Origin of the sequence: Rhizobium sp. NLR10b, from assembly GCF_019685435.1 — a bacterium.
Classification (GTDB): domain Bacteria; phylum Pseudomonadota; class Alphaproteobacteria; order Rhizobiales; family Rhizobiaceae; genus Rhizobium.
This window is the reverse complement of record NZ_JABDWV010000007.1, coordinates 252,690-266,713: the sequence shown is the minus strand read 5'-3', so window position 1 is coordinate 266,713 and position 14,024 is coordinate 252,690. Positions and strand designations below refer to the sequence as shown.

The 14,024-nt window shown below is 61.8% G+C and carries 14 protein-coding genes and 1 pseudogene; 7 read left to right on the top strand and 8 right to left on the bottom strand.

What is annotated here, in order from left to right:
- Positions 1 to 38 precede the first annotated feature (38 nt).
- Positions 39 to 431, top strand: coding sequence for a RidA family protein (locus HJB91_RS14055; protein WP_210631431.1), 393 nt, complete (start codon positions 39 to 41; stop codon positions 429 to 431).
- A gap of 58 nt (positions 432 to 489) precedes the next feature.
- On the opposite strand, the gene HJB91_RS14050 is transcribed toward HJB91_RS14055, so the two are convergent.
- The 3 genes from HJB91_RS14050 to HJB91_RS14040 form a co-directional block, all read right to left on the bottom strand.
- Positions 490 to 720: a hypothetical protein gene (locus HJB91_RS14050; protein ID WP_221146575.1), complete on the bottom strand. Its 231-nt coding sequence runs from the start codon at positions 718 to 720 to the stop codon at positions 490 to 492.
- Positions 720 to 890: a hypothetical protein gene (locus tag HJB91_RS14045; RefSeq protein ID WP_162039352.1), complete on the bottom strand. Its 171-nt coding sequence runs from the start codon at positions 888 to 890 to the stop codon at positions 720 to 722. Before HJB91_RS14045 ends, HJB91_RS14050 begins: the two co-directional genes overlap by 1 nt.
- 119 nt (positions 891 to 1,009) lie before the next feature.
- Positions 1,010 to 1,267: a DUF982 domain-containing protein gene (locus HJB91_RS14040; RefSeq protein ID WP_011425300.1), complete on the bottom strand. Its 258-nt coding sequence runs from the start codon at positions 1,265 to 1,267 to the stop codon at positions 1,010 to 1,012.
- 414 nt (positions 1,268 to 1,681) lie between these two features.
- Here HJB91_RS14040 and HJB91_RS14035 point away from each other — a divergent pair, with 414 nt between their 5' ends.
- Positions 1,682 to 2,509 carry a nickel-binding protein gene (locus tag HJB91_RS14035; protein ID WP_221155105.1) on the top strand — a complete coding sequence of 276 codons (828 nt, stop codon included), beginning with the start codon at positions 1,682 to 1,684 and terminating at the stop codon, positions 2,507 to 2,509.
- Positions 2,510 to 2,587: 78 nt separating this feature from the next.
- Here HJB91_RS14035 and HJB91_RS14030 read toward each other — a convergent pair whose 3' ends face one another.
- A complete protein-coding gene (locus HJB91_RS14030) occupies positions 2,588 to 2,869 on the bottom strand; it encodes a DUF982 domain-containing protein (protein WP_210631434.1) in 282 nt (93 codons plus the stop codon).
- Between the two features lie 571 nt (positions 2,870 to 3,440).
- Here HJB91_RS14030 and HJB91_RS14025 point away from each other — a divergent pair.
- Positions 3,441 to 4,312, top strand: a pseudogene (locus HJB91_RS14025) (ornithine carbamoyltransferase).
- Positions 4,313 to 4,754: 442 nt separating this feature from the next.
- Positions 4,755 to 6,545: an ABC transporter ATP-binding protein gene (locus tag HJB91_RS14020; RefSeq protein ID WP_221122863.1), complete on the top strand. Its 1,791-nt coding sequence runs from the start codon at positions 4,755 to 4,757 to the stop codon at positions 6,543 to 6,545.
- Positions 6,546 to 6,713: 168 nt separating this feature from the next.
- Here HJB91_RS14020 and HJB91_RS14015 read toward each other — a convergent pair whose 3' ends face one another.
- Positions 6,714 to 8,120, bottom strand: coding sequence for an adenylate/guanylate cyclase domain-containing protein (locus HJB91_RS14015; RefSeq protein WP_221122862.1), 1,407 nt, complete (start codon positions 8,118 to 8,120; stop codon positions 6,714 to 6,716).
- A gap of 140 nt (positions 8,121 to 8,260) precedes the next feature.
- Positions 8,261 to 8,719, bottom strand: a complete 459-nt coding sequence (locus HJB91_RS14010) for a cupin domain-containing protein (protein ID WP_221155024.1) — start codon at positions 8,717 to 8,719, stop codon at positions 8,261 to 8,263.
- A gap of 131 nt (positions 8,720 to 8,850) precedes the next feature.
- Between HJB91_RS14010 and HJB91_RS14005 the strand changes: the two genes are divergently transcribed.
- Both HJB91_RS14005 and HJB91_RS14000 read left to right on the top strand, forming a co-directional pair.
- Positions 8,851 to 10,401 carry a winged helix-turn-helix domain-containing protein gene (locus HJB91_RS14005; RefSeq protein ID WP_221155022.1) on the top strand — a complete coding sequence of 517 codons (1,551 nt, stop codon included), beginning with the start codon at positions 8,851 to 8,853 and terminating at the stop codon, positions 10,399 to 10,401.
- A 117-nt stretch (positions 10,402 to 10,518) separates the two neighbouring features.
- Entirely contained in the window at positions 10,519 to 11,250 is a 732-nt protein-coding gene (locus HJB91_RS14000; protein WP_221155021.1) for a hypothetical protein, read from the top strand.
- Positions 11,251 to 11,270: 20 nt separating this feature from the next.
- On the opposite strand, the gene HJB91_RS13995 is transcribed toward HJB91_RS14000, so the two are convergent.
- Complete coding sequence (locus HJB91_RS13995) at positions 11,271 to 12,764, bottom strand: FAD-dependent monooxygenase (protein ID WP_221155020.1); 1,494 nt, start codon at positions 12,762 to 12,764, stop codon at positions 11,271 to 11,273.
- A 346-nt stretch (positions 12,765 to 13,110) separates the two neighbouring features.
- The gene (locus HJB91_RS13990; protein ID WP_221122857.1) at positions 13,111 to 13,281 is read right to left on the bottom strand and encodes a hypothetical protein; all 171 of its coding nucleotides are present in this window, start codon (positions 13,279 to 13,281) and stop codon (positions 13,111 to 13,113) included.
- A gap of 193 nt (positions 13,282 to 13,474) precedes the next feature.
- Between HJB91_RS13990 and HJB91_RS13985 the strand changes: the two genes are divergently transcribed.
- The gene (locus HJB91_RS13985; protein ID WP_221146573.1) at positions 13,475 to 13,948 is read left to right on the top strand and encodes a nucleoside deaminase; all 474 of its coding nucleotides are present in this window, start codon (positions 13,475 to 13,477) and stop codon (positions 13,946 to 13,948) included.
- The last annotated feature ends 76 nt before the right edge of the window (positions 13,949 to 14,024 follow it).

Below are 14,024 nucleotides of genomic sequence, written 5' to 3'. Positions count from 1 at the left end.
CTGTCCGCCGAAACACCTGGTTCAGGCAGGGATTTCCGATGAAGAAGGTTTTTAACCCGATCTCCGTCCGCCGCCCATTCGGGCATTACAATCACGGGCTGCTGGTGCCGCCGGGCGCCTCCCTGCTCGTGACCTCGGGCCAGCTCGGCATCGGCCCCGACGAGGCGGTACCGGAGGATATCGGCGCACAGGCGGAACTCTGCTTTGAAGCCATCAAGGCAATTCTCGCCGAGGCCGAGATGAGTTTTGCCGACGTTATCCGCATCTCCGCCTTCGTGACGAAGCGAGAGGATTTCCCAGCCTACATGGCCGTGCGGGATCGTTACACGCTCGATCCGAAGCCGGCCTCAACACTGATCATCGTCGGCGGCTTCACCCGCCCGGAATTCCTCGTGGAAGTCGAAGTCACGGCCGCCAAGGTGTTTTGCTGAAGCGAGCCGAACGCCTGCGTCCCCGTCAGTCGCTGCTTCAGTTGCCTGCGCCCGATTGCTAAAGCGCGTCGCGCTCGTAACGCGGCGTCCAGCCGCGCGCCATGCCGCGGCTCATCACCCGTTCGGCCAGCGCCAGTTGCCGGCGCAGATGCTTGCAGTCATCGAGCAGCGAGCGGATCGCCGCCTTGGCATCATCGTCATGCCAGGCGAGCACAGCTTCCACTTCCCAAGCATCATCGGATTCCAACTGATCAAGCCTGGCCTGACGGGATTTCAAGCTCGGCTGCATCAGTTTAGCGCCAGCGGCAATTGGACCGGACGCGGCAAGGGCGGCAGCGGTCGGCTGAGTTCCACCTTTCTCTGCCAAGCGGCGCGGCGCTGCTGGTCCCGCTCGCGGGCCGCCCGGGAGGCTTCGACGAGGGCAAGGGCGTTGGCGATCACCTGTTCGGTATGTGTCACGACCATCTCCAATGTTCATGTTCTGTTCTACTTTAGACCTTCGCTCGAAGAAGTCAAGCGCGACGACGAGCTTGTCATGAAAACGGAAAGAGAAACGGGAGCTAGGATGCTGCCGCTGGTCAGTCGGCGGCTTCTATGACGGCGATGCCCGCCTCCTGCGCCGCCCTGATGAAGACGGCGCGCACATGATCCGGCGGGAGATCGCCGGTAATCGCATCCAGGCAGGCTTTGACCGCTTCGAAATATTCTTCGCCGTCATCCACCGGCCAGTCACGGAGCAGCGTGCGCGCGGCATCCCACACAGAGTTGATAACGGCATAATGCCCAAGCCCCATTGAGGCCAAGCCGACCGGTCGAAAATTTGCCGTCTGTCTCACTTTGCTACAGCTTTTCCTAATTTCGGCGAGCTAACCGATAATATGCAATTAGCATGCCGTTGGCAGCGGCCTTCGATCCTTGGCACCATGACCGTGACAGACATATCTCTCACGGCGGGATCCGGCAGGCGACGCTTGAAACAGGAAATGTCTGAAGCTTCTCGAGGGGGTTCCGGAAATCTGGCTATCAGCATTAAACGACCGATTATGGTAAATATCAGACAGAACCCACCACGCCTACTCATTAAAACCGCCGACATCCATGCATATTCTACTGAATGTGCAGCAACACGTTGCCTTTCCGGAAGCAACGCCTTGCAACGATCTGCCATTGCTTGTCCCGAAGGTGGACGGGAATGCTTCCTGATCGTACAATGCCACTACCTGCACGCGGCGGATCTGGGAGAACACGCGATGCCTATCTTCATGGACCGGCACTACCTCAAAGGAACCTCGGCCGCCGAGGTTGCCCAGGCGCATCGCATGGATATCGACATTCAGGATCAATACGGCGTCAAGTTTCTGACGTATTGGTTCGACGAGCGGCGCGGGACGGCCTTCTGTCTGGTGGATGCGCCCGATGTCGAAACCGTCCACTGCGTACATCGCGAGGCGCACGGTTTCGTCGCCAATGAGGTCGTCGAGGTGGCTCTGTCGGCCGTCGAGGCCTTTCTCGGTCGCATTAATGACCCCGATCCGGCGCCCGGCCAATCCGCGCCGCAGATGGATCCTGGCCACCGGGCGATCCTCTTTACCGATATTGTCGGCTCGACCGAGATGACGGCGCGCCTCGGCGACCGCATGGGGACAGAGTTGGTCAGGGCTCATGACGCGATCGTGCGCCGGTGCCTCGGCAAAAATTCCGGCCGCGAGGTGAAGCACACCGGCGACGGCATCATGGCGGCCTTCGCGGCGACGACCGCGGCCGTCGAATGCGCCATGGCGATCCAGCAGGAATTCCAGCATTACAACGGCAGCAAGGCCGAGCCGATCCATGTTCGCATCGGGCTCGATTGCGGTGAGCCGGTCGAGGACAGCAACGATCTCTTCGGCTCCACGGTGCAGCTCGCAGCCCGCCTCTGCGCGGCCGCAGCCAGCGACCAGATCCTCGTGTCCGAGAATGTATTCCGGGAATATGGCGCTGGCGACCTCTTTGCCCACGCGACGCGCCGGCGCATCAAGGGATTTTCGAAGCCCATGCTGGTCTTCCGCTGCGATTGGGCGGCTGCCGGCCCTGGCTGACCGGAGATTCGCGACCGGACGCGCCGCTTATGACGTAGCGGCACGCCGGCTCAGATCGTTACGAACAGACTCGGCTCTTCAAGCATTGCCGACGTTTCGATCGCCCATCCCCTCGAATTTGGGACCGCTGTCGAGCATGCCCGACATCTTCAGAAAACGGCGAAAATTCTCGCGCGCAGCGCTGAGCGGAAAATGCCCCTTGGCGGTATCCCTGCACGCCTTCAGCAGCGTGTCATATGCCAGACCTCGCTTGTCCTGCGGCCACTCATCCAGAAGTTCGAAGATTTCGTCGAGACACGTGATCTCGGCGACGAAATGCTGACGATGAAGAAAAACCGGCTCGAACCGAGCTTCCGACATAGTAACCTCCCATTTATATTACTTTTTTATGCGATAATACTACTGAAAATCGTCGATTTGTTCAAGACAAAATCGGGAATCATTCGCTTGCCAACACTGCGGACTTACTTCCATAATCGCAGAATAGTCCGAGAAAATTACCCCTGAATTTCCCATGGAGCGAAGAGCGGTCCCTTCATCATCGAAGCCATTTCCTATCAGATGAGCGTGATTGCCCTCTCCGGTTCTCGCATCTGTTTGTGCCGGCATGATAGATTGCCGAGACCACCCTCAGGAGAAGCTCAGATGACCCGATTCCTCACCTTGTTCGCGACCAGCGCGATGATCGGCGCGTCCACGCTCGCGGCTTCCTGTACCTCGCCCGCGAGGCTGGATCGGGAGGATTATCAATATCAGCTGGATACTTCGAGGAACCCGGCCTGTGCGGGCGGTTTCAGACCCGGCAATGCTCGCTCGTGCAGCTACTGAAAAGTCCGCTTATGGCAATGGGAGGTTTGGCGCATCAGGAGCCGCGATAACCGTTGCAGAGCGGTCGATCGGCTGCATAGCCAAGAGAAACATTGGAAACACCGTGGATCCTACGCTGAACAGAGATTTCCTTGAACTCCACTCACTGCCGCTGGACACTGTCGCTGCGATTATCGACCGAGCCGGCCAGCTTGCGAAGCATTGGGCGGGCCGCACCATGCCGCAATCCCTGCATGGCAAACGGGTGAGCCTTATCGTCGATGACACGGGATGGCGCAATACGGCCGCCTTTGACCTCGGTGTGAAGGCCATGGGCGGCGTCTGCGTGCAACCGCAAATCAGCTTCAACGCCCGCGAGACCACCGCCGACCTTGCGGACTATCTCGACAATTGGTTTGATCTTCTCGTCGTCAGGACGAAGGAACTGCTACCCTGCAAGAGCTCGCGGCGGTCATGGATGCGCCTGTCATCAATGCCCGGACAAGACTAAATCATCCGTGTGAGACGCTCGGCGATCTCGCCTACATCAAGAGCGTCAGGGGATCGCTGCAAGACCTGAAGGTTGTCGGGATCGCGCCAGATGCCAACATTCTTCGTTCCTGGGTCGAGGCAGCGAAATCCATGCCCATCCGCGTCGTCCAAGTCTATCCGGAGCGCTGGCACGTAGCCGATCCCCATCTCCTGAATCCGAATTTCGAAATCAGCCGGGATATCAGTCATGCCCTCGATGCGGACGTCGTCATCACGGACTCGTGGCCGAAAGACGCGGAGGAAAGCGAGCTGACGGAATATCAGGTGACGGCAACGCTCCTCGACAAAGGACGGCGTGACACGATCTTCTTGCCCTGCCCGCCCGTCGCAAGGGGACAGGAAGTAACGGCCGACGCGATGTTGCACCCTGCCTGCCAAAGCCGTCCCGCAAAAGCATTCCTGCTTCACGCCCAGAATGCGCTGATGGAGTGGGTTTTGTCTTGACCGTTGGTCCCAGCCACTGGCAGGCCGTGGCTACGAAACAAAGACTAACAATCATCCGACAGCCCAAACAGACCTGCGCAAAGGCCTCGGCGGCGCCACGAGTTTTCGCAGCCCATAAATTGTGTCGTTTTCGCATCACTTTCCGTACGGTTGTAGATTCCCTCTTGGCAACGGCGAATTGCTTCGCTACAAAACGCTACCGCTTCAGATCGAACAAAAGGGAGGCGTTGAATGACATCAGCAATCATCGAAGCCTTCCCGTGTGGTATGTCCCGACGATAGGTCATATCCATTCGCGCCCCGCCTCAAGCGCGCGCGACATGCGGTTTTCTCTTCCCTCAGCCCGATTGATCTGACGGCATTACTTCGTCTTCCGCGCGGGCTGTGCCTTTCAACTCTCGATTTTGAGGACCGGTTTCCGATACGGGCCGGGCTTGTAAAAATGACTCGCAAGAAGCTCGATTTCCGCGCCGATGCCTATCGTCACGTGCTCGGCTTTGTTCTTCATCATTGGAGCCACCGTGCTGTTTTGGTGGGCGTTATCATCGTGTTGGTTGCCGCCAGCACGCTGGCCGAGGTCATGGTGCCGGTATTTTCCGGCCGCATCGTCGACGCCATTGCCGGCGGCAACGCGGCCGACGGCGCACTCAGCGCCTTTGCCGTCGTCGTCGTTCTCGGCTTTATCAGCGTGGCACTGCGCTGGTTCATCTTCAATGGCATCATCCGGCTGACGTTGCGCATCATGGCGGATGTGGTCAATAACGGTTTCCACAAGGTGCAGCGGTTCTCGACCGACTGGCACGCCAACAGCTTCGCCGGTTCGACGGTGCGCAAGATCACCCGCGGCATGTGGGCGCTCGACTCGCTCAATGATCTGCTGCTTGTCGCGCTGCTGCCGTCCATCGTCATGCTGGTGGGCGCCAGTATCGTGCTCGGCAGCTACTGGCCGGTCATGGGTCTGATCGTGGCTCTCGGATCGCTGGTCTATATCGGCGTCACCGTGGCGCTTTCCATGGGCTTCGTATCGCCGGCGGCAAGGCTCGCCAACGCCTGGGACACCAGGCTCGGCGGCGCGCTGGCGGATGCGATCAGCTGCAATTCGGTGGTCAAGGCCTTCGGTGCCGAATCCCGCGAAGAAGCCCGCCTGCGCCATGTGCTGGCGAAATGGGACAGCCGCACGCGGCGGACATGGAAGCGCGGCACCTTGAGCGGCACCATCCAGGGCTTCATGATGGTATCCATGCAGGCCGGCATTCTGGGGACGGGCCTGATCATGTGGCGGCAGGGGCTGGCGAGCCCCGGCGACGTCACCTTCGTGCTGGCGATGTTCTTCGTTCTGCAGGGCTATCTGCGCAATGTCGGCCAGGACATCCGGAACCTCCAGCGCGCTGTCAACGACATGGAGGAACTGGTGCTGCTCGACAGGATGCCGCTCGGCATCGAGGACAAGCCGCACGCCAAGCCGATTGCGATCGGCGCGGGCGAGATCGTATTCGATTACGTCACCTTCCAGTATGGCGCGCATCCCGACCCGCTCTACGAGGACTTCTCGGTCACCATTCGGCCGGGCGAGCGTGTGGGGCTGGTGGGGCATTCGGGCTCGGGCAAAACCACCTTCGTCAAGCTCATCCAGCGCCTCTATGACGTGAACTCGGGCGCCATCCGGATCGACGGGCAGGATATCGCCGAGGTCACACAATCGAGCCTGCGCGGCCAGATCGCGATCGTGCAGCAGGAGCCGATCCTGTTCCACCGCACGCTGGCGGAAAATATCGCCTATTCCAGGCCGAACGCCTCGCGCCGCGAAATTGAGCAGGCGGCGAAACAGGCCAATGCCCACGGCTTCATCGTGGACCTGCCGAAGGGCTATGAGACGATGGTGGGCGAACGCGGGGTCAAGCTGTCGGGCGGCGAGCGGCAGCGTGTCGCCATCGCCCGCGCCTTCCTGGCCGATGCCCCGATCCTGATCCTCGACGAGGCGACGTCGAGCCTCGACAGCGAAAGCGAAGTGCAGATCCAGCAAGCCATGGAACGCCTGATGGACGGCCGCACGACGCTTGTGATCGCGCATCGGCTCTCCACGGTGCGGGCGCTGGACCGGCTGCTGGTGTTCGACAAGGGCAGAATCGTCGAGGAAGGCGATCACCAGGCGCTGATCCGGCTTAATGGTGGCATCTATCGCCGGCTGTTCGAGCGGCAGGCGCTGGAACTGACCAAGGGGCTGGTGGCGTAAACTGCCTTCTCCTTCGTCATGTGCCTCAGTTGTCGGCTTGGCGCCGATGGCTGCCCCTCTCCCCGTTCCAACGGGGAGAGGGAACGTGCCAAACGCGGCGTCGAGGTCGTGAGATGCCGATGCAGAAGGCTCGATGCTCCGCAGTGAAGCCTGGTCGGTGGATGAGGCTCACGACAGGGCGAAGATCCTGACCTCCCTGCCGATGCCCTGAAGCTCCGCCATTCGTGAGGCCGATGTGACGCCGCTGTCGCGCAGGATCTCCGAGACATTGGCATCTTCGACGATCGCCTCGGTCGTCATGATCACATTCGGGTCGGCAAGGCCCTGGACGCGGGAGGCGATATTGACCGTCTGACCGAAATAGTCCTGCCTGTCGTTGAGGTTGACGGCGAGGCATGGCCCCTCATGGATGCCGATCTTCAGCAGGAGGTCTTCGCTGCCGTGTTCGGCATTCAGCCGCCGCATCGCCTCGCGCATCCTCAGCGCCGCCGCCACCGCCCGGTCCGGGCTCGGAAAAGTCGCCATCACGGCATCACCGATCGTCTTGACAACCGCTCCGGCCTCGGTGGCGACGATCTCGTGAAGAACCCTGAAGTGCGCCCGCACCAGATCGAAAGCGGCAAGATCGCCGACGCGCTCATAGAGAGCGGTCGAGCCCCTGAGATCGGTGAACAGGAACGTCAGGCTGGTGATCTTCAGGCGCTGGTCGACATCGAGCGTATCGGTCCGGTAGATGTCACGAAAACTCTGGTTCGTCAGCAGGCGCTTGGCCGTCAGAAACTCCCGCCTGCGGCCCAGGAGGTCGTGCAGGTCATCGCCGGCAATACAGACATTCGGGACCACCCGGCGATCGGTGTGATTTTCGAGCGTGAGCCGCAGCGAGCCGGGACGCAGCGTCACGGTTTCGTTCAGCGCATGCCCTCGACTGATGACCATCGAGAGGTTCTGGCGCTCGTCGGTCGGCTCCCCCTGCACATCGACGAACTGCGCCGAATGGGTCACCGCATCGAAGATGATCACGAATTGCGCCGGCAGCTGAAGCGACACGAAGGCCTTCTCGCCCGGGGCCAGCTCGATCAGTTCCAGCAGGATGCGGTCGAACCTGGCTTCCAGATCCTCCGGCAGGTCGACGCCGGAGCTGAAGAAAATCTGGCGGTAATATTCGAGCGGCGGCAGCCGGTCGGGTTCGTGCGCGGCAATCCGGCGCACCCGCGGACTGACCGTGAAGGTGACCTCGACCATCTCGTCAAGGGTCGGCTCGTATCCGGCGGCGCAAAGGGCGCAATGATAGCTGTCCTGGTTGACCCCTTTGAGGGTTGCGCCGCTGTCGAGGACGCCGCCGCAGCCCGGGCATAGCACATTCCAGGTCATCTCGAATGCGCCGATGCGGGCCGCATGCAGAAAGGCGGCGATGGTCTTCTCTTCGTCAAGATGGTGCTTGGCGGCGAAAGCGAGCGCATTGACGCGGTTGAGATCCCGATCGGCGCCGTGCTTGACGACATTTTCGATGCACTCGACCGTCTGCGGGTCAGCCGCCTGTCGCAGGCTGGCAAAAAGCACGTCCACTTCGCTCATCGGACAAGTCTCTGTACTGACAATACGGCTGATGACGTCAGGCCGGGCATGATAACACGGGACGTTCCCAATAGAAATCAACGGGGCCCGGGATCCCGCGCAGGACCAACCGCAGGCGCCCGGGAACCCCCGATCACATCCTATTTCTGCAGCGTCGAGATCTGCGTCGTGTCGTACCGCTCCCTCAGTTCAGCGATGGCGCCCGCATCCGGAGGGCTGCTTTGTTCGACAAGTTTTGCGAGCTCCTCGAAATAGTGTTCGTGTCCGGGCGGCGAGACCGTCATGATCATCCTTGCCGCCTTGCCGCTGGCATTGCCGATATTGTGGGGAACGCCTGGCGGGATGAAGACATAGGTACCGGGTTTCGCCGTGATCTTCCGGCCGCCGACCTCCCATTCGCATTCGCCTTCAAGAACAAAGAAGGTTTCCTCCTGGACGCGGTGAACATGAAGCCCGGTGAAGAAACCCGGCGGCAACGTCCAGTCGAACATAGAAGTATGCCTGGTGTCTTCCCCCGCCACAAGGAACCTCAACGGCTTGCCGGCCAGGCTCAGTTCCTTGCCCTCACCCGGCATTCGAACAACGGCTTTCGCACTCATTTCACTCTCCTCCACTTTCCGAAAACATGCGGCCTTTTCAGCCGCTTCAACGATGCCGCCTTCCCGCCTCGAAGTCGCAAAGGTCTTGCGAAATTGTTGCAAAATTTCTGCGAATGATATTTCCTCGACACATGGCTGCGATGCACAAGTTCGGCTCGTTTTGCCTCGACGCGGATGCCGAAATCCTGTTTTGCCGAGCAGAGCCGCTGGGGTTGGGGCGACGCGCCGTGGCGCTCTTGCGGGTGCTTCTGGAACGGGCGGGAACGCCCGTCGGCAAGGAGGCGCTGATCGAAGCCGCATGGCCCGGTCTCGCCATCGAGGACAGCAATCTTACCGTTCAGATGGCGGCCATACGCCGGGCTCTTTCTACGGGCGGAGGGCCGGACTGGATCGAAACCCTGCCGCGGCGGGGCTACCGCTATATCGGGCCGGCGGTCACCAGCGAAAGTTTGCCCGCCATCGCGGCCCAGCCGACACTGCCCGTGTCTGCCCTTCCATCCAGACCGTCCGTTGCCGTGCTTCGCTTCTCGAATTCGAATGGCGACGAGGAAGACGAATATTTCGCGGACGGTGTCATTGAGGACATAGCGGCGGGGCTCTCCCGGGTGAACTGGCTGTTCGTGGTCGCGCCGAAATCGAGCTTCACCTACGACCCCCAAGCTCTCGGCGTGAAACAGATCGGCCAGGAGCTCGGCGCGCGTTATATTCTGCAAGGCAGCGTGCGCAGGTCCGGCGGTCGTGTGCGGCTATCGGCGCAGATGATCGAGGCCGAAACGGGAAACCTGCTGTGGACGGAACGCTTCGACCGCCCGCTCGCCGACATTTTCGATCTGCAGGACGAAATCGCCCTCAACGTCGTCAGCGCCATCGAGCCGCGCCTGCGCCGGGCGGAACTGGAGCGCGTCAAGCGCAAGCGGCCCGAAAACCTCGACGCCTACGACCTCGTTTTGCAGGCCCAGCCCGACGTCTATTGCGGCATGCCGACCGAGGCAGCAGGGGCATTGGCGCTGTTGGAGCGGGCGCTTGCACTCGAACCCGGCTATGCGCTGGCCCATGCCTTCGCGGCCATGTGCCATCACTGCCTCTTCCTGCGCGCCGGCTTGCTTGAAGACCATCGTCTGGCATCGGTCCGGCATGCGCGGGCGGCCATTCTCTACGGCCAGGACGATGCGCTTGCCCTGACATTTGCAGGTTTTTCCATCGGCATGGACGAACATGATCGTGACGCCGCCTTCGCCGCGGCCGAGGCGGCGCTCGCCGTCAGCCCATCTTCGGCGATCACCTATATCGTCGGCGGCGTGATGTTCGGCTGGGCTGGAAAGGCTGATCGCGCCATCGAATGGGGCGAGCGGGCTCTGCGTCTCAGCCCTTTCGATCCCTGGGCGTGGTCGGCTTTCCATGCGCTGGTGCTCGGTCACTTCCAACTGGGACAATATGAAGAGGCCGTCACAGCTGCCTACAGGGCGGTTCAACACAATCCGCGCCACAGCATTTCGCACATGCTCCTGACGGCCTCGCTTGCAAAACTCGGACGTCTCAGCGACGCCAGAAGTGCGGCGGCTCGCGTTCTGGAACTGCAGCCTGCTTTTCGCTACGGCATGCAATTTTCCGGCGTCGACTGCGACCCGGCCTTGGCGGCGTCTCTCGGCGCTGCGCTTGATATCGCGGGGCTGCCGGGATAGCGGGAGCTTCGCTTAAAATAACTGAGAGAATAACGCAGAAAAAGCGAGCTTCACCGCCCCCACTTCCGCTACGATCACGCGTTTCGGCCTCTCGGGCCTGGTCGCAAAGGAGAAACGATGGATCGTCTCGTCGGCGCGGATGAAGGGGCTCGCTCGGCAGATCCGGCTGACGAGGCCGGGCGTGCGGAGGGTCTTGCGCGGGACGTTACCGCGATCAAAATCGGCGACTGCCTGCTCGGTTACAAGGCCGTGCAGCGCCGCATGCGAGGCGGCCGCTGGAACCATTTCCGCGGAAGGATGCGCGAGATCGAAAAATTGATCCGCCATCGTCATGGCGCCATCGTACCCGAGGCGGATGACGCCTTCATTTATGTCGAGGTGATCGCCGGTCTCGCCTTTGTCGAGTTCGGGGAAGACTTTGTCGAGGTGGTTCTCGGCTGGGCGGCGCGATGGCTGCCCTGGGCTGAGAAAGCCGCGATCGAGGTGATCATCTATGAGCGCACGAAACTGCGCTTTTCTCCCCTGACCGCCGACGCGCTCGGTCACGCCCTGCATCTGAGCTTTGCCGAACGCAGCGCGCTCGACATTCGCACCATCGGCGCCTTCGACGTGCCGAAGGCGAAAAGAGCGAGGCTGCAAAAGGAAAAGCGGCGCCAGCGCGACCGAAACCGAAAGGAAGAGCGGCGGCGGGCCGCCGGCGCCGTGTCGAGGGCCGATTATCTCGACAATTCGCTCAGCGCAGCTCGCCCCTGGGAGGCCTTCGGCATCAGCCGCCGCACCTGGGAGCGCCGCGGCAAACCGATGCCGGAGCCAATGCCGGACGTCGCGCCGATTTCGCTGGCTGCCTAGCTCAGCGGCTTTTTAGTCTGTCAGCGGGGCGGCCCGAACCAGGTGTTCATCGCGGCGTCGAGGCCATCCTGAGACCCCTCGCCCACCCAGGCCACATAACCGTCCGGCCGGATCAGCACCGCGGTCGGGGCTGCGACCGCCCCCACCGCCGGCAACTCCCATGGCCCGTCATAGCGCGCATCGACCAAAGGCACGCGGCCTGACCATGGCCCGCTGTCGAGGCTGCCGCGCGGTCCGAGGTTCAACAACACCGGCCTCGCGTTTTTCAACAGGGTAAAGAGACGCAATGGGCCGTCCGGCGTGACCAGGTCGAGGTCGGGCATGCGGCGGCCGAGCAGCGGATGCCCCTCGCCGAGGTCGTAGCGGATGCCGAGCCCGGACATTTCGGCGGCGATCTTCTTGCGCGCCTCCTCCAGGCCAAGCAGTTCCAGCACGACCTCTCTGAGAGCCTCGGTGCGATCATCGGTCCGCTGCAATGCGACCTGCGCCATCGTCGTGCGCAGCACGCGGGCGGCAACCGGATGACGCTCGGCGTGATAGGTGTCGAGCAAGGCCTCAGGCGATACGCCCTTCACCACCGGGGCGAGCTTCCAGCCGAGGTTCACGGCATCCTGCACACCGGTATTGAGCCCCTGCCCGCCGACCGGCGAATGCACATGGGCGGCATCACCTGCCAGCAGCACCCTGCCCCTGCGGTAGACCTCCGCCTGGCGCGACATGTCGGTGAACCTGGAAATCCACCTCAGGCCGTGGATGCCATAATCGGTTCCGCAGGCGGCGATGAGCGCTTGCCTGAGATCGTCAAGCGTCGGCTCGCCTGCGCCGCCGGCCGTCTGTTCCGTCACCATGATGTTGATCGGACCTTCGCCGGCAAACACCACCTTGCCATCGCGGATTTGATATTCCTCGCGGCCGAAGGCATGCATGCCGAGCGGAGTGCGGTGGACACCGAGCGGCGGCTCCTCCTCCATCTCAGCCTCGGCGAGAATATTGCTGGTCGTCGCATCCCATCCCGGAAAGGCAATGCCGGCCAGCTTGCGAACCAGGCTGCGGCCGCCATCGCAGCCGACGAGATAGCCCGCGCGCAGCGACGACCCATCGGAGAGGTCGAGGGTGACGCCGGCCTCATCCTCCCGGAAAGTGGCCAGTTCGCGGCCGCGATAGATCGTCACCGGCAGCTCGCCGACCCAGTCGGCCAGAATGCGCTCGATATGCTTCTGCCGCAGCGCCAGCCCGTAATTGTGCCGCGTCGGGAAATCACTGATATCGAGCCGGCTAACCGCAAATCCTGTGACCTGGGCGATCTGCCCTTCCTTGAGGAACCGGTCGACGATGCCACGCTGGTCGAGGACCTCGAGCGTGCGCGAACTCAGACCGCCGGCCCGCGAACCGACGATCTCCTGATTCTCGCGCCGTTCGATGACGGCGACGTCGACGCCCGCGAGGGCCAATTCGCCCGCCAGCATCAGCCCCGTCGGCCCTCCTCCCGATATCACGACCGCATGTTCTTTCATCCGCGAACTCCTCTGTTCACATTGTCCGAGCGCAAAATCCGCCATAGCGGGCCGACCCGCCGCGTTGACCCTCCCCGATTTCGGGATGCCTGTTCGGGTGCCGATTTCCCCCTGTCGCAGGTTGTTCCCCCTATAAACATAAGCTCTCTAATGGTGGGAAGGACTTGCGGCAGAATTTCTGCCTTGCCTTCCGAAGCCCTGTTGGTTGCCGCTTGCGCGGCGTTTCGCGGTGGAGCGCAGGCGTTGCAACACGACCGGACCGGGTGGGGCGCCGGATCCGGCAGAGCGCCCCTCTTTCACCATTCGTTCCGGAGGGCGATCAATCAAAAAGCTGTTGTGGGGCCTCTCACTGCGGAGCTGTCGCCTTCTGCGGAATGGTCTCAGTCGCTGGTTGCTCGGACGGATCGGCGGGATGGCCGTAGAGCGTATAAACGGCGCCCGCCAGGATGCCGAGGACAAGAAGCGCGAGCACATAGGACATCATTCCGCGGATGGCCGTTTTCGGTGTTCTGTCCATCAGGGGACCTCCAAGATAACTCAGGGGTGAAAGTCGATGCGGGCGCTTTTGGTTCCGAGAATGAAAGCCGGGGACCGCCCGTCAGCGTCTGCGCGGAAGGCAATGCAGATCACCAATCTCGATTTGATTTGCAGCCCTTGGAAATTCTTCCAATCCGAGGGAAGATCATTCCGCTCTAGCTGTGGGGGGTGTCATGGAAAATCACGAGCCGTTTCTGCGCGAGGCAATTGCGCTCTCGAAATCCGCGATGGCAAACGGCGACGAACCGTTTGGCTCGGTCCTGGTCAAGGATGGCGAAATCATCTTGCGCGCCGAAAACAGCGTCTTCACCGGCCACGATATGACAAACCACGCCGAGATGAACCTGGTCAAACTGGCGGCGCAGCACTATGACCCCGCTTTTCTCGCCGACTGCACGGTCTACACCAGCACTGAGCCCTGCGCGATGTGCTCCGGGGCGATTTACTGGTCGGGCATCGGACGCATGGTGTTTGCGTGCTCCGAAACGCGGCTTGGCGAGATTGCCGGGATCGGGTTGAACGTGCCCAGCCGGGCGGTGTTGCAGACCGGCGCGCGTGCCGTCACGGTGGTCGGCCCGACGAACCTCGAAGGGGAAGCCGCCGAAGTCCACCAGGAATTCTGGCCGAAGCATCTGGGCAAGGTTTAGGCTCAGGACGCATTGATCAGAGCCATAGGATGACGGCGACTGCGATGCAGATGGCCGAAGAGAAGGTGTGGGCGCA

Bases quoted from the DNA above. Each gene is read 5' to 3' on its own strand.
- HJB91_RS14015 (WP_221122862.1), bottom strand. From the start codon at position 8,120: ATGAGCGAAGTGGACGTGCTTTTTGCCAGCCTGCGACAGGCGGCTGAC.
- HJB91_RS14010 (WP_221155024.1), bottom strand. From the start codon at position 8,719: ATGAGTGCGAAAGCCGTTGTTCGAATGCCGGGTGAGGGCAAGGAACTG.
- HJB91_RS14035 (WP_221155105.1), top strand. From the start codon at position 1,682: ATGCCTATCTTCATGGACCGGCACTACCTCAAAGGAACCTCGGCCGCC.
- HJB91_RS14050 (WP_221146575.1), bottom strand. From the start codon at position 720: ATGCAGCCGAGCTTGAAATCCCGTCAGGCCAGGCTTGATCAGTTGGAA.
- HJB91_RS13995 (WP_221155020.1), bottom strand. From the start codon at position 12,764: ATGAAAGAACATGCGGTCGTGATATCGGGAGGAGGGCCGACGGGGCTG.
- HJB91_RS14020 (WP_221122863.1), top strand. From the start codon at position 4,755: ATGACTCGCAAGAAGCTCGATTTCCGCGCCGATGCCTATCGTCACGTG.
- HJB91_RS13985 (WP_221146573.1), top strand. From the start codon at position 13,475: ATGGAAAATCACGAGCCGTTTCTGCGCGAGGCAATTGCGCTCTCGAAA.
- HJB91_RS14030 (WP_210631434.1), bottom strand. From the start codon at position 2,869: ATGTCGGAAGCTCGGTTCGAGCCGGTTTTTCTTCATCGTCAGCATTTC.
- HJB91_RS14055 (WP_210631431.1), top strand. From the start codon at position 39: ATGAAGAAGGTTTTTAACCCGATCTCCGTCCGCCGCCCATTCGGGCAT.
- HJB91_RS13990 (WP_221122857.1), bottom strand. From the start codon at position 13,281: ATGGACAGAACACCGAAAACGGCCATCCGCGGAATGATGTCCTATGTG.
- HJB91_RS14000 (WP_221155021.1), top strand. From the start codon at position 10,519: ATGGATCGTCTCGTCGGCGCGGATGAAGGGGCTCGCTCGGCAGATCCG.
- HJB91_RS14005 (WP_221155022.1), top strand. From the start codon at position 8,851: ATGGCTGCGATGCACAAGTTCGGCTCGTTTTGCCTCGACGCGGATGCC.